Source organism: Nonomuraea rosea (genome assembly GCF_039539705.1).
GTDB lineage: Bacteria > Actinomycetota > Actinomycetes > Streptosporangiales > Streptosporangiaceae > Nonomuraea > Nonomuraea rosea.
Window position 1 is genome coordinate 1 of the sequence record NZ_BAABDQ010000069.1, and the last position, 26,539, is coordinate 26,539.

17 protein-coding genes and 1 pseudogene are annotated in these 26,539 nt (G+C 65.7%); 11 read left to right on the plus strand and 7 right to left on the minus strand.

Annotated elements, in window-relative coordinates:
- Positions 1-936 precede the first annotated feature (936 nt).
- Positions 937-2,817, plus strand: a complete 1,881-nt coding sequence (locus ABEA43_RS64695) for an alginate lyase family protein (protein WP_345579830.1) — start codon at positions 937-939, stop codon at positions 2,815-2,817.
- 181 nt (positions 2,818-2,998) lie between these two features.
- Here ABEA43_RS64695 and ABEA43_RS64700 read toward each other — a convergent pair whose 3' ends face one another.
- Together ABEA43_RS64700 and ABEA43_RS64705 are read right to left on the minus strand one after the other, a co-directional pair.
- Positions 2,999-3,346 carry an integrase core domain-containing protein gene (locus ABEA43_RS64700; RefSeq protein ID WP_345579833.1) on the minus strand — a complete coding sequence of 116 codons (348 nt, stop codon included), beginning with the start codon at positions 3,344-3,346 and terminating at the stop codon, positions 2,999-3,001.
- Positions 3,347-3,655: 309 nt separating this feature from the next.
- On the minus strand, positions 3,656-4,825 hold the full coding sequence (locus ABEA43_RS64705) for a hypothetical protein (RefSeq protein WP_345579836.1): 1,170 nt from the start codon (positions 4,823-4,825) through the stop codon (positions 3,656-3,658).
- Between the two features lie 692 nt (positions 4,826-5,517).
- On the opposite strand from ABEA43_RS64705, the gene ABEA43_RS64710 reads away from it, so the two are divergent.
- Both ABEA43_RS64710 and ABEA43_RS64715 read left to right on the plus strand, forming a co-directional pair.
- Positions 5,518-5,793 (plus strand): hypothetical protein, encoded by a 276-nt coding sequence (locus ABEA43_RS64710; RefSeq protein ID WP_345579839.1) that lies wholly within the window; start codon positions 5,518-5,520, stop codon positions 5,791-5,793.
- Positions 5,793-6,617, plus strand: a complete 825-nt coding sequence (locus tag ABEA43_RS64715; protein ID WP_345579842.1) for an integrase core domain-containing protein — start codon at positions 5,793-5,795, stop codon at positions 6,615-6,617. The genes ABEA43_RS64710 and ABEA43_RS64715 overlap by 1 nt, the downstream gene beginning before the upstream one ends.
- 126 nt (positions 6,618-6,743) lie before the next feature.
- Here the strand turns inward: ABEA43_RS64715 and ABEA43_RS64720 are convergent, their stop codons facing one another.
- The 3 genes from ABEA43_RS64720 to ABEA43_RS64730 form a co-directional block, all read right to left on the minus strand.
- The gene (locus tag ABEA43_RS64720) at positions 6,744-12,932 is read right to left on the minus strand and encodes a S8 family serine peptidase (RefSeq protein WP_345579845.1); all 6,189 of its coding nucleotides are present in this window, start codon (positions 12,930-12,932) and stop codon (positions 6,744-6,746) included.
- Positions 12,933-12,949: 17 nt separating this feature from the next.
- Complete coding sequence (locus ABEA43_RS64725; RefSeq protein WP_345579848.1) at positions 12,950-13,129, minus strand: hypothetical protein; 180 nt, start codon at positions 13,127-13,129, stop codon at positions 12,950-12,952.
- Between the two features lie 80 nt (positions 13,130-13,209).
- A complete protein-coding gene (locus ABEA43_RS64730) occupies positions 13,210-16,164 on the minus strand; it encodes an ATP-binding protein (RefSeq protein ID WP_345579851.1) in 2,955 nt (984 codons plus the stop codon).
- A 259-nt stretch (positions 16,165-16,423) separates the two neighbouring features.
- Here ABEA43_RS64730 and ABEA43_RS64735 point away from each other — a divergent pair, with 259 nt between their 5' ends.
- Positions 16,424-16,888: a helix-turn-helix domain-containing protein gene (locus ABEA43_RS64735; protein WP_345579854.1), complete on the plus strand. Its 465-nt coding sequence runs from the start codon at positions 16,424-16,426 to the stop codon at positions 16,886-16,888.
- 258 nt (positions 16,889-17,146) lie between these two features.
- Here the strand turns inward: ABEA43_RS64735 and ABEA43_RS64740 are convergent, their stop codons facing one another.
- On the minus strand, positions 17,147-17,728 hold the full coding sequence (locus ABEA43_RS64740; protein ID WP_345579857.1) for a hypothetical protein: 582 nt from the start codon (positions 17,726-17,728) through the stop codon (positions 17,147-17,149).
- Between the two features lie 564 nt (positions 17,729-18,292).
- Between ABEA43_RS64740 and ABEA43_RS64745 the strand changes: the two genes are divergently transcribed.
- The 7 genes and pseudogenes from ABEA43_RS64745 to ABEA43_RS68550 all read left to right on the plus strand — a co-directional run.
- Positions 18,293-19,114, plus strand: coding sequence for an ISL3 family transposase (locus ABEA43_RS64745; RefSeq protein ID WP_345579921.1), 822 nt, complete (start codon positions 18,293-18,295; stop codon positions 19,112-19,114).
- Positions 19,115-19,906 (plus strand): hypothetical protein, encoded by a 792-nt coding sequence (locus ABEA43_RS64750; RefSeq protein WP_345579860.1) that lies wholly within the window; start codon positions 19,115-19,117, stop codon positions 19,904-19,906.
- Positions 19,830-20,882 (plus strand): tyrosine-type recombinase/integrase, encoded by a 1,053-nt coding sequence (locus tag ABEA43_RS64755; RefSeq protein WP_345579863.1) that lies wholly within the window; start codon positions 19,830-19,832, stop codon positions 20,880-20,882. Before ABEA43_RS64750 ends, ABEA43_RS64755 begins: the two co-directional genes overlap by 77 nt.
- On the plus strand, positions 20,879-23,206 hold the full coding sequence (locus ABEA43_RS64760) for a tyrosine-type recombinase/integrase (protein WP_345579866.1): 2,328 nt from the start codon (positions 20,879-20,881) through the stop codon (positions 23,204-23,206). The genes ABEA43_RS64755 and ABEA43_RS64760 overlap by 4 nt, the downstream gene beginning before the upstream one ends.
- Before the next feature lie 40 nt (positions 23,207-23,246).
- Positions 23,247-23,777 carry a hypothetical protein gene (locus ABEA43_RS64765; RefSeq protein WP_345579869.1) on the plus strand — a complete coding sequence of 177 codons (531 nt, stop codon included), beginning with the start codon at positions 23,247-23,249 and terminating at the stop codon, positions 23,775-23,777.
- A 291-nt stretch (positions 23,778-24,068) separates the two neighbouring features.
- Entirely contained in the window at positions 24,069-25,130 is a 1,062-nt protein-coding gene (locus ABEA43_RS64770) for an integrase core domain-containing protein (RefSeq protein WP_345579872.1), read from the plus strand.
- Positions 25,131-25,451: 321 nt separating this feature from the next.
- A pseudogene (locus ABEA43_RS68550) lies at positions 25,452-25,661 on the plus strand (integrase core domain-containing protein); the annotation flags it as partial.
- A 206-nt stretch (positions 25,662-25,867) separates the two neighbouring features.
- Here ABEA43_RS68550 and ABEA43_RS64775 read toward each other — a convergent pair.
- Positions 25,868-26,539, minus strand: a complete 672-nt coding sequence (locus ABEA43_RS64775; protein WP_345579875.1) for a nucleoside/nucleotide kinase family protein — start codon at positions 26,537-26,539, stop codon at positions 25,868-25,870.

The following is a 26,539-nucleotide window of genomic DNA, read 5'->3' on the forward strand; positions in this document are numbered from 1 at the left end:
TCGGCAGCTGTCACGCTGGGCCCACGGTCGGCTCATCTGCAAAATCGGGCCAGGCATCTACACCGCCGGGCCGACCCCCTCGGCGCTCTTGCCAGCAGCCCAGAAACCTTAACTACCTGGCCTTGGGGCAACTTCAGACACGGTAGCGCAGGCCATCCAGTTGCTGATCGAGTACGATCCTCAGCCGCCTTTCCGCGCGGGCTCGCCGACCACCGCACCCCAGTCCATTGTGGAGATCGTCCATAGTCGGTGCCAGGAAATTCTCACGACCGGCTCAGCCGATCTACGACCATTCGTTGACCACCAGAAGCCCGCCGACCAGTCGGCATGAACCCATCCTCGGGGATCGGGCTCGAGCGACGGCCGTTTGCAGCGCGGCGAACTCCACGCGCTGCGCGAAAGCGACGACATACCGGCGACATACCAGGCTGAACTACCATCGCTCCGCATCCGCAGAGGCGCACGAGCAAGGTGAGGAACAACCGGGGTCGGCGCGCTCCTGTAATCGGCACGGTCGGCCTTAGCGCTCCGCAGGGCTGCCGCTTCCGCCGTTGATCAGGTGCCGCCGTCACAGGGAGAAAGTGATTACAAGCATGCGTGAGATCGCGCGCCGCGTCGCGTCCTGGGCGCTCGGTGGTCTGCGATGGCCCGAAGGGGCTGCCCCAGGCCATCGAGCCGTTCTGGCGGCAGGCCGTGGTTGCGGATCGGCGTGGTGCACCTGCTCCATGCGCCGTTCCGACGCGCCGCGCGCCAGCGCCGGGATGCCATGGTCAAGGCGCTCATGAGCTTGGCCCGGGAGTCAGGGGCCGCGAACGCCGGCCACCCGCTGGAAAGCCCCACCCGAACGCCTTCGTCACCTCCAAGGCCATCTGACTCCGACCACCCGTAAGCCCCAGCTACGCCGTTCTCTATCCAGCCCCTTTGGGAAGGAATCCCGTGCGTCTCGCTCGTCCTGTTGCTGCCGCAATGCTCGTGGCCGCCGCGTTAGCTGTCCCGCAACCCGCGCAGGCTGCTGTGTTCAATCATCCTGGGGTCCTGGTCAGCCGGGCTCAGCTCGACTTCGTCAGAGCCAACTTGGACAAGGAGCCGTGGCGAGCCGCCTGGAGTAAACTGCAAAGCAGCTCCTACGCCTCGCTGTCCTACACGGCCAAGCCCCGCGCCGACGTGAACTGCGGCGGGAATTCCATTCCCGACAACGGATGTTCCGACGAGCGCAAGGACGCCATGGCGGCCTACACGCACGCCCTGCAGTGGTACCTCACCAAGGACGACCGCTACGCGAAGAAGTCGATCCAGATCATGGACGCCTGGTCAGCTGTGATCACCAAGCACACCGGGGACAACGCACCGCTGCAGACTGGCTGGGCGGGGGCCAACTTCTCCCGCGCCGCCGAGCTCATCAAGCACACCTACGGCAGTTGGAGCCAGGCCGCCCGCTTCGCCGGAAAACTGCGCACCGTGTACCTCCCGACCCTGCTCAAAGGGCGGCCGGACAGCAACGGCAACTGGGAACTGATCATGACGGATGCCGCCATCGGCATCGCCGTAAACCTTGATGATCGTAAATCTTTCAATGAGGCTGTCGAGACCTGGCGCGGAAGGCTGCCTGCCTACATCTACCTGAAGACGGACGGCGCGCTGCCCAAGGCGCCGCCGGGCAGCACGTACAACACCAAGGCCGAGATCATCGACTACTGGAAGGGGCAGACCACGTTCGTGGACGGCCTGACCCAGGAGACCTGCCGCGATTTCTGGCACACCGGATGGGGTATCGCGGCCATCTCCCACGTCGCCGAGACCGCCCGCATCCAAGGCCTTGACCTGTACGCCAAGGCCAAGCATCGGCTGCGGTACGCGATGGACTTCCACGCCAAACTGCAACTGGGCGGGACGGTTCCGTCGTGGCTCTGCGGTGGGAAGCTCAAGCGCGATCTGGGGGACCACTTCGAGGTCGGCTACAACGCCCTGCACCACGGACTCGGCTACGACATGCCGTACGCCAAGCAGTGGGTCGAGCAGAAACGGCCCGCCGGGGCGTCGCACTTCCTGGGCTGGGAGACCCTCACCCATGCGCAGAACCCCGCCCGCTCCTCCGTGGAAAGCGTCTCGGTTTACGGGGCGCTGCCGGACGGGAAGTTGACCTACACCGCCATCGATGCCGCTACCGGACAGCGCACGCGTGGCGCTTTCGTGTCCACGACCACCCTGGGTTTCACTCCCCAAGCGATGGCGACGCTGGACTTCAATACCGTCCTGGTCACCGAGAAGGGGCCGGAGGGCCGGCTCTACCGGGTCGATATACAGACCAATCGTGACAGCCTCATCTTCGAGAAGCCTGTCTATCTCGGCAGCGGCTTCACCCACGACCTCCTCGCCTACGACGGCAACGGCTACCTGTTCGGCATCGCCGGCGGGGCCCTGCGCCGCTACACCGTCAATGCGCTCAAGCCGACGATCGACAACATCAGCGGCGGCACCCTCATCGGCGACGGCTTCACCCTCAAGACCCTGACCGCAACCGGCCCCGGCTGGATTCTCGGCACAACGGCTGACGGCAAGCTGATCTCGTACCAGATCAACGGCCCCGGCTCCTGGAAGAGGTACCAGCTTCGCGACGCCACCTGGCAGGTCTTTGACCATCTCCTGTCGCCCGGCGGGGGCGTGTACTACGGCCACCGGAGCGACGGCTCCCTCCTCCGCTACGCTGACCAGAACCCCTACGACGGCCAAGGCGACGACCTCAGCAGCCAGAGCGCCGTCGGCACCGAAGGCTGGACCCAAACCCTTCTGTCCGCCCAACCCGCCACCGTCAGCTGACCGAACAACCGACAGCCGCTGGAGGACCCCGGGTACCTTCCGAGATCCTCCAGCGTGGCCCTCGATGTCGATTCCGTAGTCGTGTTCACTGAGCTCCTCACCCCGACGACGGCGAACGCGAAGGCTACGTGCCCAACGTCGTCTACTCCTGCGGCGTGTGGGTGCCGAATATTGTGTCTCCTCATGCGACCTGGGCATATTCATGGAGGAGGCCGCCGAGGCAGTCTCGTTGGGAGACCTCGATGTCCGCGTCGACCGGATCGGGTAGCGCCCGCAGAGGGCTGGCCTGCTTCAAGGCCCGGTGCGGACGATGCCTATTGAAGTGGGTCTCGTACTCGGCGAGGACCCTGCGCAGGCGACGTTCGTTCATGATGAGGATCAGGTCGAGGAGCTCGCGGCGTACGCTGCCGACCCACCGCTCTATGATCGCGTTCATCCGAGGAGTCCGTGGTGCGGTGAGCACCACGCGGATGCGATCCTCAGTCCGGTTTGTCAAGTCATGACGGCGTGTGACGGGGCGTACGAGCACGCACCGAGCACGAACAGCCGCCCGCTGTGTCCAGTTTCAGCTCGTCTCGCGACCCGCAAATGTGGCGAAACGGCCTGCGACGGCTCCGCCTCTCCCCTCCATACTTCGTCGTTATACAGTACGTATCCTCAGCGGAAGAACGGCTCCGGGACACGTACGAGACCGGCGAGCCCCTCGATCTCTCCTATCAGCAGTCGGTCGCGGCCAACGGCAAGCCGTCCCTGGACCGAGTCGTCCGTGCCGAGTTCATCCGGCACATGCTGCTCGCTGCGACACCACCATCTCTGGCCAGCGGATGCGGTCTACGGGTCATCGGCGCGTGTCATCGGGGTCATCGATGGCGACTGGTGACGACCGGCATCCGGTACTGCGGGTTGCCGCGTGGAAGTAGAGCGCCCTGGGGAGGGCGAACGCGATGACGCCTAAGCCGACAGCGGCTACGGCCAGAATCGGCTCCACGGGAACCTCGTACGGACCTGTGGCCGATTCAGCGATGTGTGGCGTCAGCCAAGCTGCGCACATGAGCCCGAATCCGATGCTCACAGGGATTGCCAGTATCAGGCTGATTGCCAGGCGCTTCCGCCGGCCTCGTATGCGGCGATGCACGAGAAAAACCAGACATGGGTACACCAGCGCCAGACAGACCACCACGCACCAGATGAGAGTGTTCGAGAAATCCGGCTCCGTCACATGGTATTCCCTGTCCAAGCTGTCAGATCGCTGATCCGGCAGTGAAGGGCCATCGATGACTGACCGCGATCTGACGTAGAGCCCCTTCTTGTTCAGCTCGTTGACCTGCTCCCAGCCAATGAGCCCAGGTGTGTCCACCAACCACTCCCGCCAGAGTCCTCCATTTTCCACTAACCCCGTTCCGGGGAAGGAGACAGTGGGGGGAATCCGGTCGCGCCGGATGTCGACGGCGACCCCGACTATCTTCACCGTTTCAGCGAATCTGCTCCCGGGCTTAAAGTTGGCCAGCGCCGCATGAACGGCGTCATATTTACCCTCGGTGACCAGGAGCTCGCCTTTGGCCTGCGGGTATCTTCCGCGTACCAGCGGATACATGCCGCGCGTTATCGGATCTCTCAGATCCAGCTCCGCGACTACCCCGGGCCATCCCGGCCAGGGTCCATTATCGACACTGAAAGGTATTGCCCTGCCACCTTCGGGCAACACGGCCTCGATCTCTGCACGAGTGTAGGGATTTCGCGTCTCGGAGCGGTCTCTCAGCGGGTAGAGCTCATAACCATTGCTGTCCTGCTCGGCCGGCATCGTCGACTCGGAGTCAAATATGCGCATGTCCGCAGCGCCCATGTCCCAAGCAATACCCTCGCGTGGAGAGACATGCGTGGTCGCCTGCCCGGTGAGTATGGCGCTGAATATAGCCATCGGCAGAGCAACAACAAGGATCGAAGCGATCCTTCCCTGCCAGTCCGACATGGCGTTCCGCCACAGGTCTTCAGAGAGAGTCATCTCCATGCCTCCCAACCGAGGCAGCAGTCTCGATTAGCGCTAGCAGCGAAACTAAAGCGGCAGATACGTGAACAGATCCGGAGTTTCGTATGGTGGCTGAGTAAGAGGGCTGTGGTAACCCTTTCTATGTATAAGAATTCCGAGTGCGCTCACATTTTCCTTGATCTTGTCCGCGCCGGCACCTTCGAACATCTTTGAGAGCCCTTGCATCACAGCGCAGGACCCAGCCAGCTCCGGGATTCCCCATATTTCTGCACACATTGTGAGGCTGGCATCGACCGCGTTCGGCGTCTTGTAACCTTCGTTCTTGTAATTCTGCAGATCTTTCGAGCTGATATAGTAACATATATCCCTTCAGAGTTGTCCTGCAGTCATCCGGCTGTAGGAAGTTGGACGCGTCACATCGATACCCGAGTTCCGCGTAGTTCGCGCACTTCGAATCGTTTGCCGTCCCAGTTGTCCCCGTTTTTTCCGAGCTTCTTCATACATCCATAGAAGTGATCCCGGGTACCACCGCACTGTCGGGTGTCGTTCGCCCCATAGTCGTTGACGCAGTCGCGCCAGGATCGTTCGGCGCCAGAGCATTGCGCCTGCCGATAATCACATCCGCCCAGGTCATGGCTCTGAGAGGGCTTCGTGTGCCGTACGCGAGTTCCGTTCACCCGGAGACAGAAACGCGTAAGGCAGGATGATCCGCTGTGCTCCTTCGCCTGGCGTACCTGACCGTCACGAATGCTTTCACCGCGCTGCGGTTGCTCCCCATGGGCGATCGGGACAAGGACGTGGAGATTCTCGTCCTGCGTCACCAGATCACCGTCCTTGAACGCCAACTCGACGCTGACACCAAAGTGAGATTCGCACCCGAAGACCGAGCCTTTCTCGCCGCGCTCCTACCTCGCTGCCGCGCGAGGTTCTGCGCCGGCTGCGGCTCCTCGTCCGGCCGGACACCGTCCTACGCTGGCACCGCGATCTGATGAAACAGCGTCACGCCCGTACCTGCCGACCAAAGCGGCCTGGGCGCCCGCCCACGGTTCGCTCTATCCGCGCTCTCATTCTGCGCCTGGTTCGGGAGAACCCCGGCTGGGGTTACCGGCGGGTGCATGGTGAGCTCGCCACGCTCGGCATCAAGGTGGGACCGTCCACGGCATGGGAGATCCTCAAGCAGGAGGGGCTCGATCCGGCACCCGAACGGGCGTCCACCACCTGGGCCGACTTCCTGCCCTCCCAAACCGACGCCCTGCTGGCCGCCGATTTCATCGAGACCATCACCCTGAACGGACAGCGCCAGTACATCCTGGCCGTCATCGAGCACACCACCAGGCGCGTCCAGGTGCTCGGCACCACCGCGCACCCGAGCGCCGACTGGGTCACCCAGGCGATCAGGAACCTGGTGATGGATCTGAACGATGCCGGCTGCCGGGCGCGCCATCTGATCCGCGATCGGGACGGGAAGTTCCCCGCCCTGATGGACGAGATCCTCGCCGAGGCCGGCATCAAGACGGTGCTCACCGGTATCCGGATGCCGCGGATGAACTCGATCATGGAACGGTGGGTGCAATCGTGCCGCCACGAGCTTCTCGACCGCTGCCTCGTATGGAACGAACGCCACCTGCGACACGCCCTACGCGAGTACGAACACTTCTACAACCAGCACCGAGCCCATCAGGCCCTGAACCAAGCAGCGCCGCTGCGTACCGTCCTCGATCCGATCACGAATCCAAAGCGAATCACCGACCTGAACATACACCGACGAGACCGGCTCAGCGGCGTCCTCCACGAGTACTCATATGCGGCTTGAACTGCATGGATGGAGTTTTCGGCGAGCGCAGGTCGGGAGTCGCAAACTCGGTAGGCGTGGTCAGAGCCTCCACGGCGATCCTTTCCGAGGAGGCTCTGACCACTGCTGGCGGATTGGTTGGCTATCTCATAGGCGCGGGTCCTGCTGAACCTTCAGGGCGTTGAGGATCGGGTCGCGCTCGCCGATCTCGCGGAGAAACTCGACCTTCAGATCGCCACCGGCGTGCTTGACGGTGACCGTGTTCACGTCTGCGGTCAGCGCGCCCACCCTCGCCTGCACGTCGTGGTCGTGGAGCACGGCTTTGCCGTCGACCAGAACATCGAAGGCACGCTTGCCGACCTTGACCTTCTCGATCTCCGCAAAGTCGAGGCCGATTCGGTACGTCCCGGCGGGCGCGTTCTTGAACACGTAGGCGAACGTCTCGCCGGTCCGCTGGGTGCGGAACAGGTCGTCGTCCTCCGTGCCGCCGATGTCGGCCTTGGTGACACGCGCGCTGCCGCCGACGTAGCCCCACGGCCGCGAGCCGAGTTTCTGGTCGGGCGACCAGACGAAGCCGTCGGCACCGACGTGCCCGGACCCGCCCACGTCGACGCCCTTCCAGTAGGCCGAGGTCGCCAGGCGGACCGGCCTGAGCTGGGCTTCGCCCTTGCCGGCGTTCGACGCCACGAGCACATCCCCGACGAGCACGCCGGGCTCGACGGCGGCGTTGTCGGCCGTTGCCGTGACCGTGGTGGACTCGCCGACCGCGAGCTTGACCGTGCCGGCCGTGGCCGCGCCCGTGAGGGTCAGCCACGGAAGGTCGGCGGCCTCGTGCCCGCCGTCGCTGGTGCGTTTCTGCTCGCTGAGCCGCACCTCGAGCGGGGCGGAGCCGGTATTGGTCACGATCACGTCGACGGTCGCCTTCTGGTCCGGGCTGAGGAGCCAGTCGAGGTCACCTCCCGTGACGGTTGTGCGGCCCGTGGTCAACGCCGCGTCAACCACCTCGGCCTGATCCTTCTTGGCGATGGTCACGGGGTGACTGGCCGTGACATAGTTCGGCGCCCAGACCTGCACGGTATTCTCGCCGACCAGCGCCTGGGCCTTCCACCGGCCCTTCTTGTCGGCGGTGATAACCCGGTCACCGCTCGGCCCCCTGAGCGTGACGATCGCGCCCGCGATCGGCTTGCCGTCGTTCGCGTCGGTGACAGTGCCCTCGATCGTGCCCGCAGCCGGGAGGGTGTACTCCAGCCCCAGACCGGCCGTCAGGATGGGCTGGTTGAAGGAGTACTGGCTCGCGGGGTTGCGCTTCAGGCTCTCCAGGCCGACCGTCGCCGACGACCCGCGGGTGACGGGGTTGTCGCCGCCGATGCCGTCGCCGTACCCGATCTGGATGCGGCCGTCCGCGACCAGAGTGACCGAAAAGCTCACCCGGGCCGCCCTGTCGCTGTCGAAGACGACGTTGCGCCACTCGATGACCTCAGCGGCCAGGCCGTCCACCTCGGTGGTGCCGAAGTAGATGCCCGCCTGGTCATCGACGACCAGGTCGTCCCAGAGCGGAAAGATCGCGTCGAACGCGTATGGCGACGGCAGCGCCGTGTTGTTCCCCACGGCGCTGGCCCGGTCGAAGATCAGCGCGCCGTTCGTCGTCACACACACGCCGTCCCAGGCCGTGTCGTAGAACGGGAACAGGAAGCTGGAGTCGAACCACAGCACGCCGCAGACGTCATCGCCGTGCCACCCGGACTCCTCCGTACCCTGGCGGTAGAGCCCGTCGGTCACCTTCATCGAGTACGAGCGACCGGCGGGGGCAACCGGCACGGGGCCCGGCTCCGGCTCCTCGGGCTGAGGCTCCGGCTCCGCCTTGTCTCCGCGCGGATCGAGCGTCACGCGCAGCGCCGCGATGCTCGGAGCCCGCAGGCCCTTGCTGCCCCGCAGCTCCAAGGTCAGCGGACCGCCGCCGTGCTGCACGACGGCGGTGTGCCAGTCGGCGGCGTTCGGGCCGACGGCTTTCACGACGTCGTAGGCGTACTGCGTCAGCTCGTCGTCGACGAGGACGTCGAACACCCGCTTGCCCTGCTTCACCTGCTCGATCTCGGCGAACCCGAGGTCGATGGCGTAGGTGCCCTTCGGCGCGTCGGGGAAGGTGTAGACCAGGTCCTTGTCCGGCGTGGTGCGCTGCGACTGGAACAGGGCGTCGTCCTCGGTGCCCTTGATCGCGGCCCTCGTGGAGATCGTCTTGCCCTTCCCGGCGTAGCCCCATGCCCCCTTACCGGCCGCCTGGTCGCTGGACCAGGTGTAGCCGGAGGCGTCGGTGACTGAGGGGCCACCGGCATTGACGCCGACCTGGTACTTCGTGGTCGTGAGCGTCACTGGGACGTAGGTCTTGGGCTGCCGTCCGGAGTCAGACAACACGACGATGTTCGCGCCGAGAGTGCCCGGGTCGGCGTCCTTCGAGGAGATCGAGACCTTGACCGTCGTCGACTCGCCCGCGGCGAGGGTGCCGCCGGTCGAGGAGAGCGACAGCCAGGGCAGGTCGGTGAGCAGGTCGTCCTCGACGTCGACCAGCACGACGTCATCGGCGATCTGGTCCGCCGCCCACAGCGCCCCGGTCGAGTCGGTCTCCAGGCCGCCACCCTGGCCCACCTTCTGGCCCGGGAACCACCACGCGTTGACGAGCGAGCAGTCGTCGGGGTCGACCTGCAGCAGGCGGGTGGGCCTGTTCGAGGTGAGGTCGGTGTACCAGATGGTGTCGGAGGCCTGGTTGTAGGCCAGGCCCATCACCTCGGGCAGCGGCGGGGCGCAGAAGGACAGCAGCGCACCCGCGTTACCGTGCGACGTCCCGGCGACGGTTCCGATCAGGCCGTTCGCCCGGCCGCCGACGTAGAACACGTCCTCGGTGGGGTTGTAGGCGAGTCCGGTCAGCTGCAGCGTGGACCAGTCACCCTTGACCTGCCGGGTTTCCTTTCCGGTCTCCCGGTCGAAGCAGTGGATGTAGCTGGCCGGGCTGTCCTCCATCTGGCACATGTCACCGGTCTTGGTGTCGAGCGTCATGTCGAACGCCCGGTACTTGGGGTTCCACGAGGCGTCGAAGACCTTGCCGGTCGGCTTGCCCGTCACGGCGTAGGCGGTGTTGGTCCGCGCGTTGTAGTCGTGGACCCAGACGTCGCCGTCGTACCCGATGCCGGAGGGTTCCTTCTCCGCGATCGTGCCGGGGATCTCGATGCGGGTGATGACGTCGCCGCCGGAGGTCGTGCCGACCTTGCCGGCCGCCTGTGCTTCCGCGGCGCTCGCCGTCGCAGCCTTGCCGTCGACGTTCGACGGCTTCATGCCGCTCGCACCGGCCTTCCACGCGGTGAGGTCGATCGTGCTGTCCGCCCCCGTCCCGGTGCGCGTGGTGGCGCCGGCGGCGTCGAGCTCGTGGTGGCGCGCGGCCTCGCCCAGGTCGTACGTGAGCGGGGCGGAACCGTTGTTGGTCAGCGTCAGCGAGCCCACACCGTTCTGGTCGGTTCCCATCACGGCGTCGAGGCCGCTCGCCTTCAGGCCGGCGGTGCCCGTGGTGAGGCGCGCGTCGATCGTCGCCTTCGCGTAGAGCTTGTCGAGGGCGAAGTCGTACGACTGCGTCACGTAGTTCGGCGCCTCGACGGTCATCGTGTAGCCGGCGACCGGCAGCTGGCGATGCACGACGCCCGTCCCGTTGGTCGTGACGCTCTCGACGAGGCCGTTCTTGCCGGTGAGCGAGACCTTGGCCCCGGACACCGGCAGCCCGTCGTTCTTGTCGGCGATGGTCGCGTCGAGGTAGCCCCAGTCCGGGAGATCGTAGGTGACGATCATCCCGTCGTGGAGCACCGGGACGTTGTCGGAGAACCGGATGCCGTCCACACCGGCCCAGCCCTGGATGCCGGTGATGGTGCGGGCGCCGCCGGTCACCGGGTCGTCGGTCCCGATGCCGTCGCCGTACCCGAAGATCACCCTGCCCGAGCGGGTGAGCGTGGCCGAGAAGCTGACCGGCTCCGTGTACTCAGACCGGATCGGGTAGGCCCAGATCTTGGCGTCGCGGAACTCGATGACGAACGCGTCCTCGCCGTCGACCTTGGTGGCCGTCGTGAAGACTCCCCCGCCGGGAGCGAACTGAACGGGGGAGGGGACGTAGAACGGGAAGATGCCCGCACCGCCGGTGCCGGGTCCGGTGGAGGTGTCCGGGGAGATCACGCCGCGCAGGCTGACTCCGAGGGTGTCGTGGCTGCCGTTGTAGAGCGCGATCGGGAACGGCAGGTTCACCGTCGCCCACACGCCGCTCTTGAACGCGACCGGGTCGGTGCCGCGCTGGTACTCCCCCTCAGAGAGGGAGCAGCTGTAGCCGCCCTTGTCGACGACGAGCCCGATCGGGATCTCCAGAGACTTGTTCTCGGCACCGACGGTCAGCGGGACAGACGTCGGCGAGAAGCAGGCGTTGGGCGTGACGGCGAGCCCGTACTGGCCCTCCGGCACACCGGCGATCGTGAACGCGCCGTTGGCGTCCGTGCGCACGGCGTCCAGCGGCGTGTCCTTGACGGAGACGTCGGCGTTCGGGACGGGCTGCTTCTTGTCGTCGATGACCCTGCCGCTGATGTCGTGGCGCGCGGCGGCGGTGAGGGGAACCTCAACCGAGGTGTTCTGGCCGAGGGCGACCGTGGCGCTCGCGGTCGCGGTCAGGTACCCGAAGACCTTGGTGCTGATCTGGTAGTCGCCGACCGGGAGATTTATCGTGAACCGGCCGTCCTTGTCGGTCCCGACGGACCGGCTGAACGGTCCGCTGATCGTCACGTCGACGGCGGGGACCGGGGCGCCGTTGGCGGTGACGACACCGGTGAGGGTGCCGCCCTGCCGGGGTGCGAGCTCGAGCAGGCGGACGAGGTCGAGCCGGCCTTCGCCGTACTTGTTGTTGAAGCCGGCGGTGCCGCCGCACTCGGTGTCGTCGACGTCGGCGGCCGACTCGGCCAGCAGGCGGCGGGTCTCCTCGACCTGCCCGATGAGGGTCGGGTCGTAGCTCCACAGGCCGGCGACGGCGCCGGCGACGTGGGGAGCCGCCATCGATGTGCCGGACATCGCGGTGTAACTGTCGTTCGGGTAAGACGAACGGACGGCGACGCCCGGAGCGGAGATCTCGGGCTTGATCCGGCCATCTTCACCCTCGCCCTTGCGGGAGAATGACGCGAGCGTGCCGTCCGACGCGTAGGCGCCGACCAAGTAGGCACTCCCGGCGGAGCCGGGCGAGGAGACGGTGTCGCACGCCGCGTACGGCGTGGTGTTGCCCGATGACCAGACGCTGAAAATGCCCGCGGCGCTCCATGCCTCGTCGATGGCCTGGAAGAAGTCGTCGAAGTTGTGCTCGGCGTTTTGGCCCCACGAGTTGTTGATGACGTGGGGGCGCTTGGACGGGTCGGGGTTGTTCCCGTGGACGTCGGTCGGGGCGAGCAACCACCAGCCGGACTGGAGCAACGACTCGACGCCGGTGCTGTCGCAGCAGCCGTTTGTCGCGATCCACTGCGCGTCCGGGGCGACGCCAACGTGGTTGGTGCCGTCGTCGCCGACCATGGTGCCCATGGTGTGCGTGCCGTGTCCGTTGTCGTCGCACGGTGCGCCGGTGCACGTACCCCGGGTGGCCATCCAGTTGTAGTTGTGGTCGACGGTGCCGTCGGGCTTCCTGCCGCGGTACTGCTGCATCAGGGCGGGGTGGTCGAATTGAACGCCCGAGTCGAGGTTGGACACGGTGATGCCCGCACCGGTGGCCCCCATGGCCCAGGCCTGGGGGGCGTGAATGGCGTCCAGACCCCACGAGACGGTGCCATCCTCGGCGGCGGCCGTGGGGGCGGCGGGGCGGACGGCCTGGTCGGCCGGCGTCTTCTCGTCCACGGGCTCGACCAGCGCGACCTGTGGCGACGCATGGATCTCGGCGACCTGCCCGACCGAGGCGACGTCGAGCGCGAGCTTCTGCGTGCCGCCCTTGACGAGCACGGCGTTGACGAGCGGGTAGGACGTGTACTTCACGCCCGCCGCGTCGAGTTCGGCGGAGACGGACGCCGCGGCGGTCTTGGCCGAGGCCTTCAGTGCGTCGTAGACGAACTGACCGCGAGTGGTCCAGTCGGCGATCTTCTTCGCCGGCGCGAGGTCGGCCTTGGTGTCGAACGTGATCCAGAAGTCGGAGACCGGCTCCGTACGGAAGCGGTCCTTCAGATCCGACGCGATCTTGTTGGCGGCCGCACCGGGATCCGGCTCAGCGGCCGACGCCGGTAATGGCGGGATCATGCTCAGGCCGACCGCTACGGCCAGCGAAGCGACGAGGGCTTTCAGTCTCACGTGGGGGGTCCTCCGGCCTACAGGGGTTGGTAGGGGTCGTGGCTCTCGTCATCGCCGTCATCGCCGGCATCCCGGGCGTCAGGGGCGTCAGGGGCGTCAGGGGCGTCAGGGGTGCTGACGCACGGCTCGCGCGACAGCTCAAGTGGTTGCTGGTGCTCGATGAGGGAGTCGTCACGCGCGATAGGTCGCTCAGGCATGCACTGCCCTAGGGCCATGGATCATGGAGTCATGCTCGGGGTGACGAGCGACCTTCGCTATCCGGCGGATACGTCAATTTTCACGACGGGTCGCCGAGGGAATCCTCTTCTGCGAACACTCCGGCCTCTACTGCCTTGACCGCGAGGGCGGTTCGGGAACTCACCTTCAACTTGCGCATCGCCGCACGCAGCTGTTGATCCACCGTGGCCGGTGACTTGGCCAGAATCCGGCTGATCTCCCGGTTCGTCTTGCCGGCGACGACCAGTCGGACCACGTCGAGCTCACGAGGTGAGAGCCGGTCGCCGTACCCCCGTCGACCGCCGCGCCACAATCGCGGAACCTCGGCGCCGTGTTCGCGAAGCCGCTGTGCGACACGGTCCGCATCGCCGCGGGCTCCGAGCCTGAACAGTTGCTCGTACTGTGCGGCCAGCAGCTCCCGGCCCTGTTCGATCTGGCCTTGCGCCATAAGCGCCTCGGCTTGACGCTCGCGGGCGAGCATGGCGTCGTAGGGGCGCGGCAACGCGTTCCAGGCGCGCGCCGCCCGGTCGTACGCCCTCGCCGCGCGGGCGTGGTCTCCGGCTGCGGCGGCCAGCAGAGCACGGCATACGGTGAGGGCGGCGCGAGGCGCAGGCGCCGTACGGCCACGCAGTCCTCTGGCGAACTGGTCGCCCAGGCGTGTCGCGGCCTTCAGGTCGCCCGCGACGAGGTGCGCCTCGATCCGGGCGGGGACGAGGTCCGTCGCCCAGACCCAGATGCCTTTTCTCTGGACTGTGTCCATCGGCTCGTTCGTGATCTGCAGCGCCCGGCCGCTGTTTCCGTCCGTCAGCCACAGTCTGGCCAGCGCAGCGGCGGCCTCCATCGTGTCGTCGGCTGCGCCTAGACGGGCAGACTCCTCAAGGACCAGCCGGAACTGCTCCCCCGCGGCGCGCCGCCGTCCGGCTGCGGCCGCCAGCCGGGCCGCGAGGCGAATGCTGCCGAGGTAGTGCGCCGGCCGGTCTCGGTCAGCATCGGCGAGCGCCGCGCTTCTCTCCGCGAGACCCTCCCACCGGCCGGTGAACCACGCCAGGTTGGTCTGTTCGAGCCGGACGTTGTGTTGCAGCCGGGACGCCTGCTCGGCCTCGGCAAGGCGCATGGCCACGGCGAGGTGTTTTTCCGCGTCGGCGTACCGGCCCCAGATCAGTGCGCCGGTCCCGACATTCGCGTGGATGCGGGCCACGTCGAGACGCTCCGCCGAGGCCGCGCCGTCGATGGGCAGGTCAGCGACGACGTCCCAGGCCTCCTCTTCGCCGAGCATGAGCAACGCAGCGGCTCGGTTGCCGGCCAGGTTCAGCCGCTCTGCGGGAGAATCGACTTCGGCGGTGAGCTCAGCGGCGCGATCCAGCCAACGCCGATGGGTCGACGCCGGCCACGGTCCCGCGTAGGCCCATCCTAAATAGGTCATTGCCCGGGCTGCCTCGACCGGGTCATGGTCGAGGTTGGTCACCGCTTGCTCGAGCTCGCTGAGCGCGGCCTGTGCCTCACCCCCGATGATCAGGAGCCGACCCAAGGGGTTACGGATCTCGGCCTGCTGGCGGGCGGAGAGACCGGGGGTCTCCAGCACCGAGCGCAAGGTACGGATCACGCGATGGTAGACCTCGTCGACCGGTTCGCGACGGCCCAGTGCGGCTACTGCGGCGATGCGCGCGACTCGTGCCCGATCCGCCGGCGGCAGCTCGGACCACGAAACCAGATCGACCAGCAAGTCGACCGCCTTGGTGTGGTCACCCGAGGCCATGGCCAGCTCGGCGCCCTGCTCGGCGTACCGCGCCCAGGACCGTGTCTCGCCCGCCTCACGGAAGTGGTGGGCAAGGCGTGCGACAGGCGGCGGATGGATGTCCTCCAAGGCCCGGCCGGCCAGCAGGTGGAAGTGTCTGCGGTCGGTCAACGGGATCGCTTCGTAGACAGCCGTGGCGGCCAGCACATGCCGGAATCGCCACTGGCCGCGGTCGTCTCCGTCCAGGACGCCGACGTCGGCCGCCTCCGCGATGGCGCCTCGGCACGCAGCTGGTGACAGACCGGCGGTCATCGCGATCGTGGCCACCGATGACCGCTCAGCCAACGTGGCCGCGGCTCGCAACACCTGCTGCGCCGTCGGCGACAGACGGCCCACCCGCTCCCGGGTGGAGTCGCGCACCGTTGGCGGCACCTGTAGCTTGCGCAGCTTCAGCCGGACCCACTGTCCGTCGCGGAAGACGAGGTCGGCACGGTCGCACATGAGGCGAACCGACTCCTCCAGCACCAGAGGAACCCCACCGGTCCGCTCGTGCATGAACGTCGTGAACTCCTGCGATATCGGGTTGCCGTCCAGCATCGAGGACACCAGCGCCGCCGTGTCGTTGGGTCGCATCGGCGCCAGGGCGATCCTCAGCTGGGTCACGCCGGCAGGCAACCGGGACGTCAGCCGCAGCAACAGCGATCCGGCGTCCACCTCCTCCGGCCGATAGGAGATCACGAGGCTTGGCCCGTCCGAGTGCTGCCGGGAGGCGACGAACAGCAGGAACTCCAAGGTCACCTCGTCGGCCCAGTGAGCGTCCTCGAGCACGAGAACGTCGACACGCAGAGCCCGCAGCAACTCGTCCAGGGCGCGGAACAGACGATGCCGTGCCGCCTTCGCATCGTTCAAAGGCTGCAATGCGGGCGGCAGGTCCGAGGACCATTCAGGGAACAGGGGCCGTAACGCACCCGCAAGCTCGGTGAGCCGCAATCGCGACACCGGGCGGTCGATCCCACGGAACGCGTCGACGATCGGCCCCAACGTCAGCGACTCGCGAAGCGGTGGGCACACCGAGACCAAGGCAGTGCGCTGGTCTGGCGCGGCCAACCACTCTCGCAGCAGCCGGCTCTTCCCGATCCCCGCCTCGCCCTCTACCAGCACGATCGCCGGTGGCCGGGCCAAGGCGACCCGAAGCGCCGCCATCTCCCGATCACGACCCACGAAATGCGGCGTAGAAACCGTCGGTGAAGTCCCATCGTCCTCGGGCAAGGGGTCGAGCATGCGTGATGATCTCGTCTTTCGATGCTCGGACGCAACTAACCGCGCGCCCGGGGTCCTGTGGGTGCCGAGAACTCGACCTGAAGGGTGTCAATACTCCGTTCACGGTCGTGAGCTGCGGGTTGCTCTCGGTTTCCTGGTCGGAGCAGTGGCCTGGGTCGGGCATGCCCGAGGCTCGTGACGCTCCGTTTCTTCTACATGTTCTTCCGCCGCATCGTGGGCTGGCTGACGCTGCTGCCCCCGTAGCGACGCCTCCAAGAACATGGAGATCCTCGTCCTGCGGCACGAGGTCGCAGTACTGCGCCGTCAAGTGTCCCGTCCGAGGCTGTCATGGGCGGATCGAGCGGTGCTGTCCGCACTGGTTAGGGGACTGCCGGCGGTGCTGCGCGCTCACCGACCGGTGACGCCAGGAACGTTGCTGCGCTGGCACCGGCGTCTGATCGCACGCCACTGGACCCACCCGAACCGGAGAATGGGACGGCCTGTAACCGACCCGGCGATTGTGGCGTTGATCGAGCAGCTGGCGCGGGAGAACCCTCGCTGGGGCTACGAGCGTATCCGTGGCGAACTACAGCATCTGGGCCACCGAGTCAGTGGTGCAACGATCCGCCGGGTTCTGAAACGAGCGCGCTTGGGTCCGGCGCCGCTCACAGGCGAAATGGCCCATGACCCGGACGGCATGTGGACGATCGACGTCGAGTGGACGGACCAGCTCCCGCCTGGGTGAAGTGTGCTTCTGCTCCCGGCAGGAGCGGGCCCCGTAGCGATGCGCCCGGCTGCGCGCCTGATCTCCGGTGGTCGTCGAAACGAGCCGCAACGTGTTCGAGGAGCGGGCCTCGAAAATGGAAGGCGCTGGGAGGCACTCGGCGTGCCGGCCATCGAGATTGAGCGAACCCGTCACCGAGCGGGGCACCCCAACCCACCACCACGACGATGGCCCGCGCATCGCGTCGGGCCATCGTCAGCATTTAACCTGTGTAGCTGCTCATGGAGGGAAATGATCTGTGCTGTCGTACTCTGCGAGCCAGTCTTCAGCGTTACGACGACATTTATCACCAAATGAGGCAGCCGAATTGCGTAGATAGTGAACGAATCGACGTTTGTCGGGATCGACAGCCCCAATGAAATCCATTGCTTGAAAAACGACCTCCTCATCGTCGTCGTTGGCGAGATCATGCCATGCGACGGGAAGCACCTGCATTAGTCGATCGCGGCAGGCGGTGCTTAGAGCGACAGGCGTGCGACCGTCATCGCCGACAATCGTGTCAGCCTCATCAAGCGGCTCCGAGCATGCTATCTCCACTAGAAGATTGTAGATCTCAGCTTTCGCGTGGGACTCCCGGAAGCGAAGTAGCTCGATCAGAAAAGGGATAACGTGATAGGCCCCTTCATGGAGTCCATGGCTTAGTGCAACGGCATGCTCGAGAGAAGCTCGAGCCATCTCTATCGAGTTGATATCGTCTGCTTCGCGAAGAATACGCAGGAACGCGGGGATCTTCTCAGCATAGGCAGGCAAGGAAAACCATTCGGGCCTCCATTGCGTGTCGTCGAGCGTCCAGTCGGGCATGCTTTCATCGAACTTTCGTCAGTAGGGGCCTGCTCTATGGCTCGAACTTGGTCCCACCCGGGAACTGTCTAGAATTGTACTTAGTTTGACATCTCAGGCAAATCGGCTGCTGTTCCCCGTTCCGTGGGCGGATGGCGTCACTGAAGAGGACGTCCTTTGGGTTCCCTCCGAGTTTTTCTACTACGTCGTCTTCTGCGCATTTACCTCTTGTGGCGCATCCGTAAGCTGTTTGCCCTGTCTTCTTGTTTATTCCTCCGGTGACAGTAGATATCTTGTTTCGCTGAGTTTTTGAGGCTCTGACTCACTCTCGATGATCAGTGACCCAGAGTGAGTTTGGCGGGGTGCTGGGCTCGCATTGTCGTTGATCGCGATCTTGCAACGGATCCCACAGAGAAGCAGCCGCTCGTCAACGATCTGGTTTGTCGAGAACCTGATCATCAACGAGCGGCCGTGGGGTCAATTGTGCTGCATACGCCGGCAGGTGAGGATGCCTGCTGCCTCCGTTTGTTCTGCCCTTCTCTCAAGGATGTGCAGGTCCTGGCTGTTGAGGACCTTGGTGACAGCGTGCTGGTCGCGGCGCGCACGGTGGTGTCCGAGACCTCGTGTCCGGAGTGTGGGATGCCTTCGGCCCGAGTGCACAGCCGGTACCGACGGATTGTGTGGGATCTGGCCGCGTGTGGACGGCCAGTCAAGGTCGAGCTGGAGGTACGCCGTTTCTTCTGCAGCGAGTTCACCTGCGAGCGGGAGATCTTCGCTGAGCAGGTTGATGGGCTGACCCGGCGGCATGCCCGTCGCAGCACCGCGTTGCGCACTCTGCTCACCGCGATCGCGATCGCACTGGCCGGGCGAGCCGGTGCCCGTCTGGCCGTCCTGGCCGGTGCGCCGGTCGGCCGCTCCACGCTGCTGCGGATGCTCCGGGCGTTGCCCGACCCGGAGGTGGGGCAGGTCACGGTGCTGGGCGTCGACGACTTCGCCAAGAGGCGCGGAAACTCCTACGGCACCGTCCTGGTGGACATGGATACCCATCGCCCTGTTGATCTGCTGGACGGCCGGACCGCTGAAGACTTGGCTGCCTGGCTGAAAGGCCATCCCGGGGTCGAGGTGATCTGTCGAGATAGGGCCGGCTCCTATGCCGACGGCGCCCGGCAGGGCGCCCCCGAGGCGATCCAGGTCGCCGATCGTTTCCATTTGTGGCAGAACCTCGCCGACGCGCTGGACAAGACGATCCGCACCCACCGATCCTGTCTGCAGGCAGCCCTGGAACCAGGCACCGCGATCAAGGAGAAGACCAGCCGCGAGGCTGAACCCGTCGAGCGGCCCAAGGTATTGGACTCCTACGGCAACCAACGGCCGATAGTGACGCGAATGCAGGAGCGCTACGCCTAGGTGCAAGCGCTGAAGAACAGCGGCGCGTCCCTGAATGCGATCAGCCGTCAGCTTGGCCTGGCCTTCCGTACTGCCCGAAAGTTCGCCAACGCCACCAGCGTGGATGAACTCCTGGCCCCGACCCTGAGCCGCTCCAGCAAGCTGGATCAGTTCAAGCCCTATCTCACCCTGCGCTGGAACGAAGGCTGCACGAACGCCATCCAGCTCCACGCCGAGATCAACGCCCAAGGCTTCACCGGCAGCCGACGCGCCGTCCAGGGCTGGCTCAAGCCGCTACGCGGGTACCAGGAAGTACAGCAAGAACCCTGCCCGCCACCCAAACCCCGCCGCGTCACCGGCTGGATCATGTCCCACCCCGACCATCTGGACGCCGACAACCGGATTCACATGGCCGAACTCCTGGCCCGCTGCCCCGAGCTGAATAGCGCAGCCGGACACGTCCGCACCTTCGCCACGATGATGACCAACCGCGACGGGCATCTGCTGGACGCCTGGATCACCGCGGTCACCGCCGATGCGGAAGGCCACCCCCATCTGGCGGCCTTCGCCACCGGGCTCCGCCGCGATCACGCCGCGGTGCAAGCCGGGCTGACCCTGCCCTACAGCAATGGCCCCATGGAAGGCGTCCACACCATACAAGTTACGTGGAATCAGACCGTGAGGGTGATCATGTCCTTTTCGGTTCTCGTCACGTACTTGAGGGGCAGTGTTGGGCATGTTGGTGTTGGAGGAGAAGTGGCCCGTCCTGGGGAGGTACGACAAGGCGGCCGAGTGGCTGGGCATCTGGGTTGATCTGGGTCGGGCGCCTCGGACGATTGATGCCTACGCGCGTGGGATCACGGAGTACCTGGAGGTGTGCGAGCGGGACGGCGTCGACCCGGTCACCGCGAACAAGGCGAACGTCGCGGTGTTCGTGCGGGAGCTGGCGACCCGGCCGAACCGGCACGGAGCGAACGTGGTGTCCCTGGACTCCGGGACCGGGTTGGCGAACGCGACGATCCAGCAGCGGCTGGTGCCGGTCAGGCTGTTCTACGACTTCCTGATCGAGGAAGGCCTGCGGGAGAGCAACCCGGTCGGGCGCGGGAAGTACACGCCCGGCCGACGCTTCGGCGGTCAGCAGCGCGGGTTGGTACCGCGATTGTCGAAGTTGCCGTGGATCCCGGACGAGCAGCAGTGGATGCGGGTTCTGCAAGTAGCTCGTGGCGAGGGCATCCGGAACCGGCTGATGCTGGCGCTGGCCTATGACGCAGCGCTGCGTCGGGAGGAACTGTGCTCGCTGCGGACCGACGATCTGGATCCGGCGCATCGGACGTTGCGGGTCCGGGCCGAGACGACGAAGAACCGGCTGGAACGGGTGGTGCCGTACTCGACGGCGACCGGGGCGCTCATGACCTCCTACCTGGTGCACCGGGCCACGATCAGCCGGGCACGCGGTCCGTTGTTCCTGTCGGAGTCGCGTCGCAACCACGCCCAGCCGCTGAGCTTGTGGACCTGGTCGAAGGTCGTTCGCGGGCTCGCTCTGGAGGCCGGAGTGCCGCAGTTCTCCACGCATACGACACGGCATCTGTGCTTGACGGACCTGGCGCGTATGGGCTGGGAGCTGCACGCGATCGCGACGTTCGCCGGCCACAGGTCGACCGAGTCGACCTTGGCTTACATCCATCTGTCGGGTCGTGACCTGGCGCGGAAGCTGGCCAGTGGGATGGACCACATCCACGCCTGGAGGGTCCAGATGCTCACCGGCACCACCGCGCAGGCGGCGCGGTGACGGCGGCACTGACCACGGCCGCCAGCGAACTCGCTGAAGGACGCTGGTCCTGGCCGATCCCTGCGGATCTCCACGACGCCGATGTTGTCCTCCGCGAGGCCGAGGTCACCGCGATCAGCGAACTCGGCCTGGAGAACCTGCGGCGGTTGAAGCGACACGATCCTCAGGCGCTGGGCTGGGCGGCGATCAGATGGCTGCTGCGCCCCTTGGAGTTGGCTGACGGGAGCCTGGACGCTCCGCCGACCAGCCATCGCCGCCGCGCCATGGCCGATGCGACAGCGCTACTCCTGTTGCGCTGCGCGCAGACCAGACGGGCGTTTTGGGGCTGGACGGCCGCCGAATGGGTGAACGTACTCGGCGCCGACCAGACCGGGTTCCGGCAGTCGGCACCCGCCTGGGCTGATGACGCGGTCCGCTCCTACGTGGCCAACCACGCCTACCTGCTCGGCGGGTTCAACGAGTTCCATCGACTGGGCAGCTTCCAACGTCTCCCGCTGGCCTGGCGGATCTTCGGACGGACCCGCGTGGACGAAGAGATCAAGAAGGTCAGGGCTGTGCTGGCCGGATGGGGCTACCGGCTCGGCCAGGACGACGACAAGCTCCTTCCGATGGTGATCTGCCAGCTGTTCCTGCTCAACCGCAGCCCGCACCTCGAAGATCTGGCCACCGATCTGTTCGACCGCGTCCGGACCGAACGGCTCTTCGGCAACGGAGCACGTCTCAACACCCTGCACGCCGTTCAACGCGCGGTCGCCGACCTCGGATTCTGCCGGCCGCCCGTCCTGACCACCGGCGGCGCCACCGCGAAGGCCGGCGGAGCACCACAGGTCTGGACGCAGTGGGTCGAACGCTGGCACGCCACCTCGACGTTGACCCCCAACACCAGGAACGGAACCCGCTCGATCCTGCTCAAGATCGGCAGGTGGGCTGCCGCGGAGCAGCCCCAGGCCACCGATCCAGCCGCCTGGACCCGGCAGACCTGCGCGGCACTGGCCGCCGCCCTGGATCGGATGAACGTCGGGGACTTCGCCGAACGCACCGTCGGCCTCAAGGAACGGATGGGCAAACCGCTGGAGGCCTCGAGCAAGGCCAGCCAACTCGCCGCGGTCAGGACGTTCTTCCGAGACTGCCAGGAGTGGGAATGGCTGCCCCGCCGGTTCGACCCGCAACGAGCCCTGGCCACCCCACGCAGCATCGCCGCGCTGCTCGGCCCCAACCCGCGCGTGATCGCCGACGACATCTGGGCCAAGCTCCTTTGGGCCGGCCTCAACCTCACCGCCGACGACCTGCCCGTCACCCAGGCCAGCCTCTTCTACCCTCTCCAACTGGTCCGCGCGGTGACACTGACCTGGCTGTTCAGCGGCCAGCGCAGCGATGAGATCGCCCGCCTGCGGGTGGGCTGCATCCGCTGGCAGCACGACGGGCAGACCATTCGTGGTGACGCCACCGACGTGCTCGCCCAAGACGCGGTCTGTCTGCTCGACGTGCCCACCCACAAAACCGGGACCGCGTTCACCAAACCGATCGACCCACTCATGGGCGAGGCCATCGAGGCCTGGCAGGCTATCCGACCGGCCCAGCCCACGATGGTCGACAGCCGCACCGGCGAGCACGCGGACTTCCTGTTCGCCTTCCGCGCCCGCCGCGTCCCATCGACCTACATCAACAGCACCATCATCCCGCTGCTCTGCCGCAAAGCAGGCGTCCCGACAGCAGACGTCCGTGGCAACATCACCAGCCACCGGGCCCGCTCCACCATCGCCTCACAGCTCTACAACGCCAAAGAACCCATGACCCTGTTCGAGCTGCAGGCCTGGCTTGGCCGCCGCTCCCCGCAGTCCACCCAGTTCTACGCCAAGATCACCCCGACCACGCTGACAAAGGCCTACGACGACGCGGGCTACTTCCAACGCAACGTCCGCACCATCGAGGTCCTTATCGACCGGGCCGCGGTCGAGAGCGGAGCCGCGGCCGCCGGAGAGCCGTGGCAGTACTACGACCTGGGGCACGGATTCTGCAACTACACCTTCTTTGAACAGTGCCCGCACCGGATGGCCTGCGCCAAGTGCGACTCCTACACCCCGAAGGACTCCTCCAAAGCGCTGCTACTGGAAGCCAAGGACAACCTGCAGCGCATGCTCGCCGCCGTCCCGCTCACCGACGACGAACGCGCCGCGGTCGACGACGGCCAGGCCGCCCTTGACCAGCTTCTGGAACGTCTTGCCGACGTCCCCACGCCGTCCGGTGCGACGCCGAGGCGGATTGGTATTCCGGCTCAGGCGACTCTGCTTCCGGTCATCGCTGTCAACCAGAAGCCGACGTAATCGAGCTGCGGCAGGCCCCACGACCAGGCAGCATGACCGCATGACGGACCTTCGATGGGACGAGGTCAGGGAATTCTTCGATCCCGACTTGATGGGCGCACTGCCGGACCTCTTTGTCCCGGACACCACCGTCGAGGACTGGCAGACCGTTCTGGACTTGGTCAGAGCGCGTGGATGGCAGTGGCAGTACTCGCAAGGCGACACGGTGCTGCCGCTGCCTACCGCCGCCGAAGTACTCGCTCGTCCACCCGAGGCTGAGACGGTCTCGCTGCGTGTCTGGCCTGCTCCGGGCGTGCTCGCGATCTTCCGGCTCATGTCGGAGACCGAGATCGACTTCGACGTCGACCTTCGTGAACTGCAAGGTCAAGAGGGCGTCGATACGCTCTGCGACTTCCTTCGGGCGGTTGGGAGCGAACTCGGCAAGCCGGTGCTGATGACCCCGGAAGGCGGAAGCCAAGAACACCCGGTCCTCGGCTTCGATCCCGTTGTTAGCAAGGTCGTCCTACTCGGGGATCGGCACGCAACTGACCGCGACCAATCGGCGCGGCTTGACAAAACAGATTCCACATAAAGACCAAATTCCTGAAGCGGCAAATGTTTGGCCGGGCAAATTTCGATCTGCTTCGGATCCGCGTCCTCCACTACAAGTGACCGACCATTCCTACGCTCCGTGACTAGATCACCGAGAGAGGGCCAGAGCCGTTTTTGACAGCGTGCCCAATTCCTGTAGAGATCCGTCTCGCGCTTCCCGAGCTGCAGTAATCTGTGCGGCTCTCGTAGCCTGTGCCGCTTCATAACGCATCGCAGGGTGCTTGATCTGCGGTTTTGACCTTCAGTAGCGGTACGGGCACGATCGTGGCTTGTGCCGTTTCGTCCGCTGTATCTGATCATGATCCGGGTGTTTGACTGGCTAGTATTGCTGGGCCGTAGCCAGGCGTCCAAGGACGTCGAGATCATAGTGCTCCGCCATGAGGTGGCCGTGTTGAAGCGTCAACTCGCTCGCCCAAAGCCGGACTGGGCCGATCGGGCGCTCCTGGCCGCCTTGGCACGCTTCCTACCTGCGGTGCTGCGGAAGCATCGGCTGGTCACCCCGGGCACCCTGTTGGCATGGCATCGCCGTTTGATCAAACGCTCGTGGACCTATCCCCACCACCCTGGTCGTCCCGAAACGAGCAAAGAGGTCCGGGATCTGGTCCTCCGCCTGGCGCAGGAGAACCCGACGTGGGGGTATCGGCGGGTACACGGCGAACTGGTTCGGCTCGGCTTGCAGGTCAGCGCAGCTACCGTGCGACGGATCCTGCGTTCACGCCGACCCCGTCCGACTCCCCGAAGCCTCGACACCTCCTGGCGGACGTTTTTACGCCTGCAAGCGAAAGGGCTGCTCGCCTGCGACTTCTTCCACGTCGACACGATCTTCTTGAGACGCCTGTACGTATTGTTCGTGATGGAGGTGGCGACACGGCGCGTGCACATCCTGGGCGTGACCGCCAACCCCACCGGCGCGTGGACAGCCCAGCAGGCCCGCAACCTGCTCATGAACCACGGGCGAAGGGCCGGCTCGTTTCGGTTCCTCATCCGTGATCGGGACGCCAAGTTCACCGCCGTCTTCGATGAGATCTTCGCCGGCGAGGGCGTCACGGTGCTGAAGACGCCTCCACAGACGCCCCGAGCCAACTGCTACGCCGAACGCTGGGTGCGCACCGCCCGAGCCGAATGCACCGACCGGATGCTGATCTACGACGAACGCCACCTTCGATCGGTCCTGGAGGAGTACACCGAGCATTACAACGCGCACCGCCCGCACCAGTCCCGCCAACAACGCCCACCCGACCAAGACAAGCACGTTGTGGTGCCGCTGGAAGGCCGCATTCAGCACCGAAAGGTGCTCAGCGGAGCGATCAACGAGTACCACCGAGCAGCCTAGCCAAACCGAAGAAACACCAGATCAGACCACGTGTACGAGTATTGAAGCGGTACAAGATGTACGGGCGAGCCAGCTTCGCGCTCCTCCGCCATCGCATCCTGCTCGGCTAAACCACGGTCCGTCACCACCGAAAGTGCGCCAGAGCCACTGACCGTACAGTCCCAGCACGCCACCAGGTGCCTCCGTGTGCTCGGCACCACCGCGCACCCGAGCGCGAGCTGGGTCATCCAGGCGATTAGGAATCTCGTGATGGATCTGCACGACGCGGACTGCCGGGCGCGCTTTCTGATCCGAGACAGGGATGGGAAGTTCCCAGCCTTCATGGACGAGATTCTCGCCGAGGCCGGCATCAAGACGGTGCTCACCGGTATCCGGATGCCGCGAATGAACTCGATCATGGAGCGGTGGGTGCAGTCATGCCGCCACGAGCTTCTCGACCGCTGCCTCGTATGGAACGAACACCACCTACGGCACGCCCTGCGCGAGTACGAACACTTCTACAACCAGCACCGAGCACATCAAGCCCTGAACCAAGCAGCGCCCCTACGCACCGTGCCCGATCCGATCACGGATCCAGAGCGAATCATCGACCTGAACATACGCCGACGAGACCGGCTCGGCGGCGTCCTCCACGAGTACTCACAAGCGGGCGCAGTGTGGTCAACGACCTGCGCAACCGCGGCGTCGCCTTGGCGCGTCAGGCCAGGTGCGCGGGTGGCGGGCGGTGGTAAAGGCGTTCATCCAGGGGTAGGTGCAGGGACGAAATTAAGAGCTCGTTGGACAATCGCCTTCGGGGGATTTGTAGCGTCGAGCCAGAGGATTTCGATTCCGCCTGCTCGGTTCAACCGCTCGAAGTAGCCGCGGTACCCATCGACGAACTCTCGGAAGGTGAAGATATTCCGTGCCCGTGACCCGAGCCGCCCCATCAGCTCACGATGCGGCAAGTCCAAGTAGATCGCATGCGTTGGCCACACAGCGACTTTCGAGGTACGGAGCATCCGCATTGCCAAATCTTCGAACCTATTCGTGCCGTACACCGCATCCAGGCCAGCGCAGTGGGCCGCGATCGTCAGGATCGATCGATCAATAAGGCCGAGCACATCCGGATCGAAGAATGAAAGTCGGGATGCGAAGCGGCGGCGTTCGATGTCGAGGAGGATATCAATTATCTGCGCTTCCTCCTCGAGCCCCTGTGGGTCGGCGGATGGGAGCGGTGACTGCTCGAAGCAGTCCGAGTAGTCGGGAATCGTAACAACGGGGCCGTCCCAAGCTGACGTTATGCCCCGGCACAACGTCGTTTTCCCTGCGGCGATAGAACCTTCGACGGCAATCGGGAAGAAATTGACGACCGACCGCAAAGGCAGCAAGGACTCGCCGAAGTTTGACGTTAAGTTGGTCTCGCTTGGCAT

Excerpts from the sequence above, each read along its gene's own strand:
- ABEA43_RS64705 (WP_345579836.1), bottom strand. The coding sequence starts at position 4,825 with ATGGAGATGACTCTCTCTGAAGACCTGTGGCGGAACGCCATGTCGGAC.
- ABEA43_RS64715 (WP_345579842.1), top strand. The coding sequence starts at position 5,793 with ATGAAACAGCGTCACGCCCGTACCTGCCGACCAAAGCGGCCTGGGCGC.
- ABEA43_RS64725 (WP_345579848.1), bottom strand. The coding sequence starts at position 13,129 with ATGCCTGAGCGACCTATCGCGCGTGACGACTCCCTCATCGAGCACCAG.
- ABEA43_RS64730 (WP_345579851.1), bottom strand. The coding sequence starts at position 16,164 with ATGCTCGACCCCTTGCCCGAGGACGATGGGACTTCACCGACGGTTTCT.
- ABEA43_RS64735 (WP_345579854.1), top strand. The coding sequence starts at position 16,424 with ATGGAGATCCTCGTCCTGCGGCACGAGGTCGCAGTACTGCGCCGTCAA.
- ABEA43_RS64740 (WP_345579857.1), bottom strand. The coding sequence starts at position 17,728 with ATGCCCGACTGGACGCTCGACGACACGCAATGGAGGCCCGAATGGTTT.
- ABEA43_RS64755 (WP_345579863.1), top strand. The coding sequence starts at position 19,830 with ATGTTGGTGTTGGAGGAGAAGTGGCCCGTCCTGGGGAGGTACGACAAG.
- ABEA43_RS64765 (WP_345579869.1), top strand. The coding sequence starts at position 23,247 with ATGACGGACCTTCGATGGGACGAGGTCAGGGAATTCTTCGATCCCGAC.
- ABEA43_RS64775 (WP_345579875.1), bottom strand. The coding sequence starts at position 26,539 with ATGCCAAGCGAGACCAACTTAACGTCAAACTTCGGCGAGTCCTTGCTG.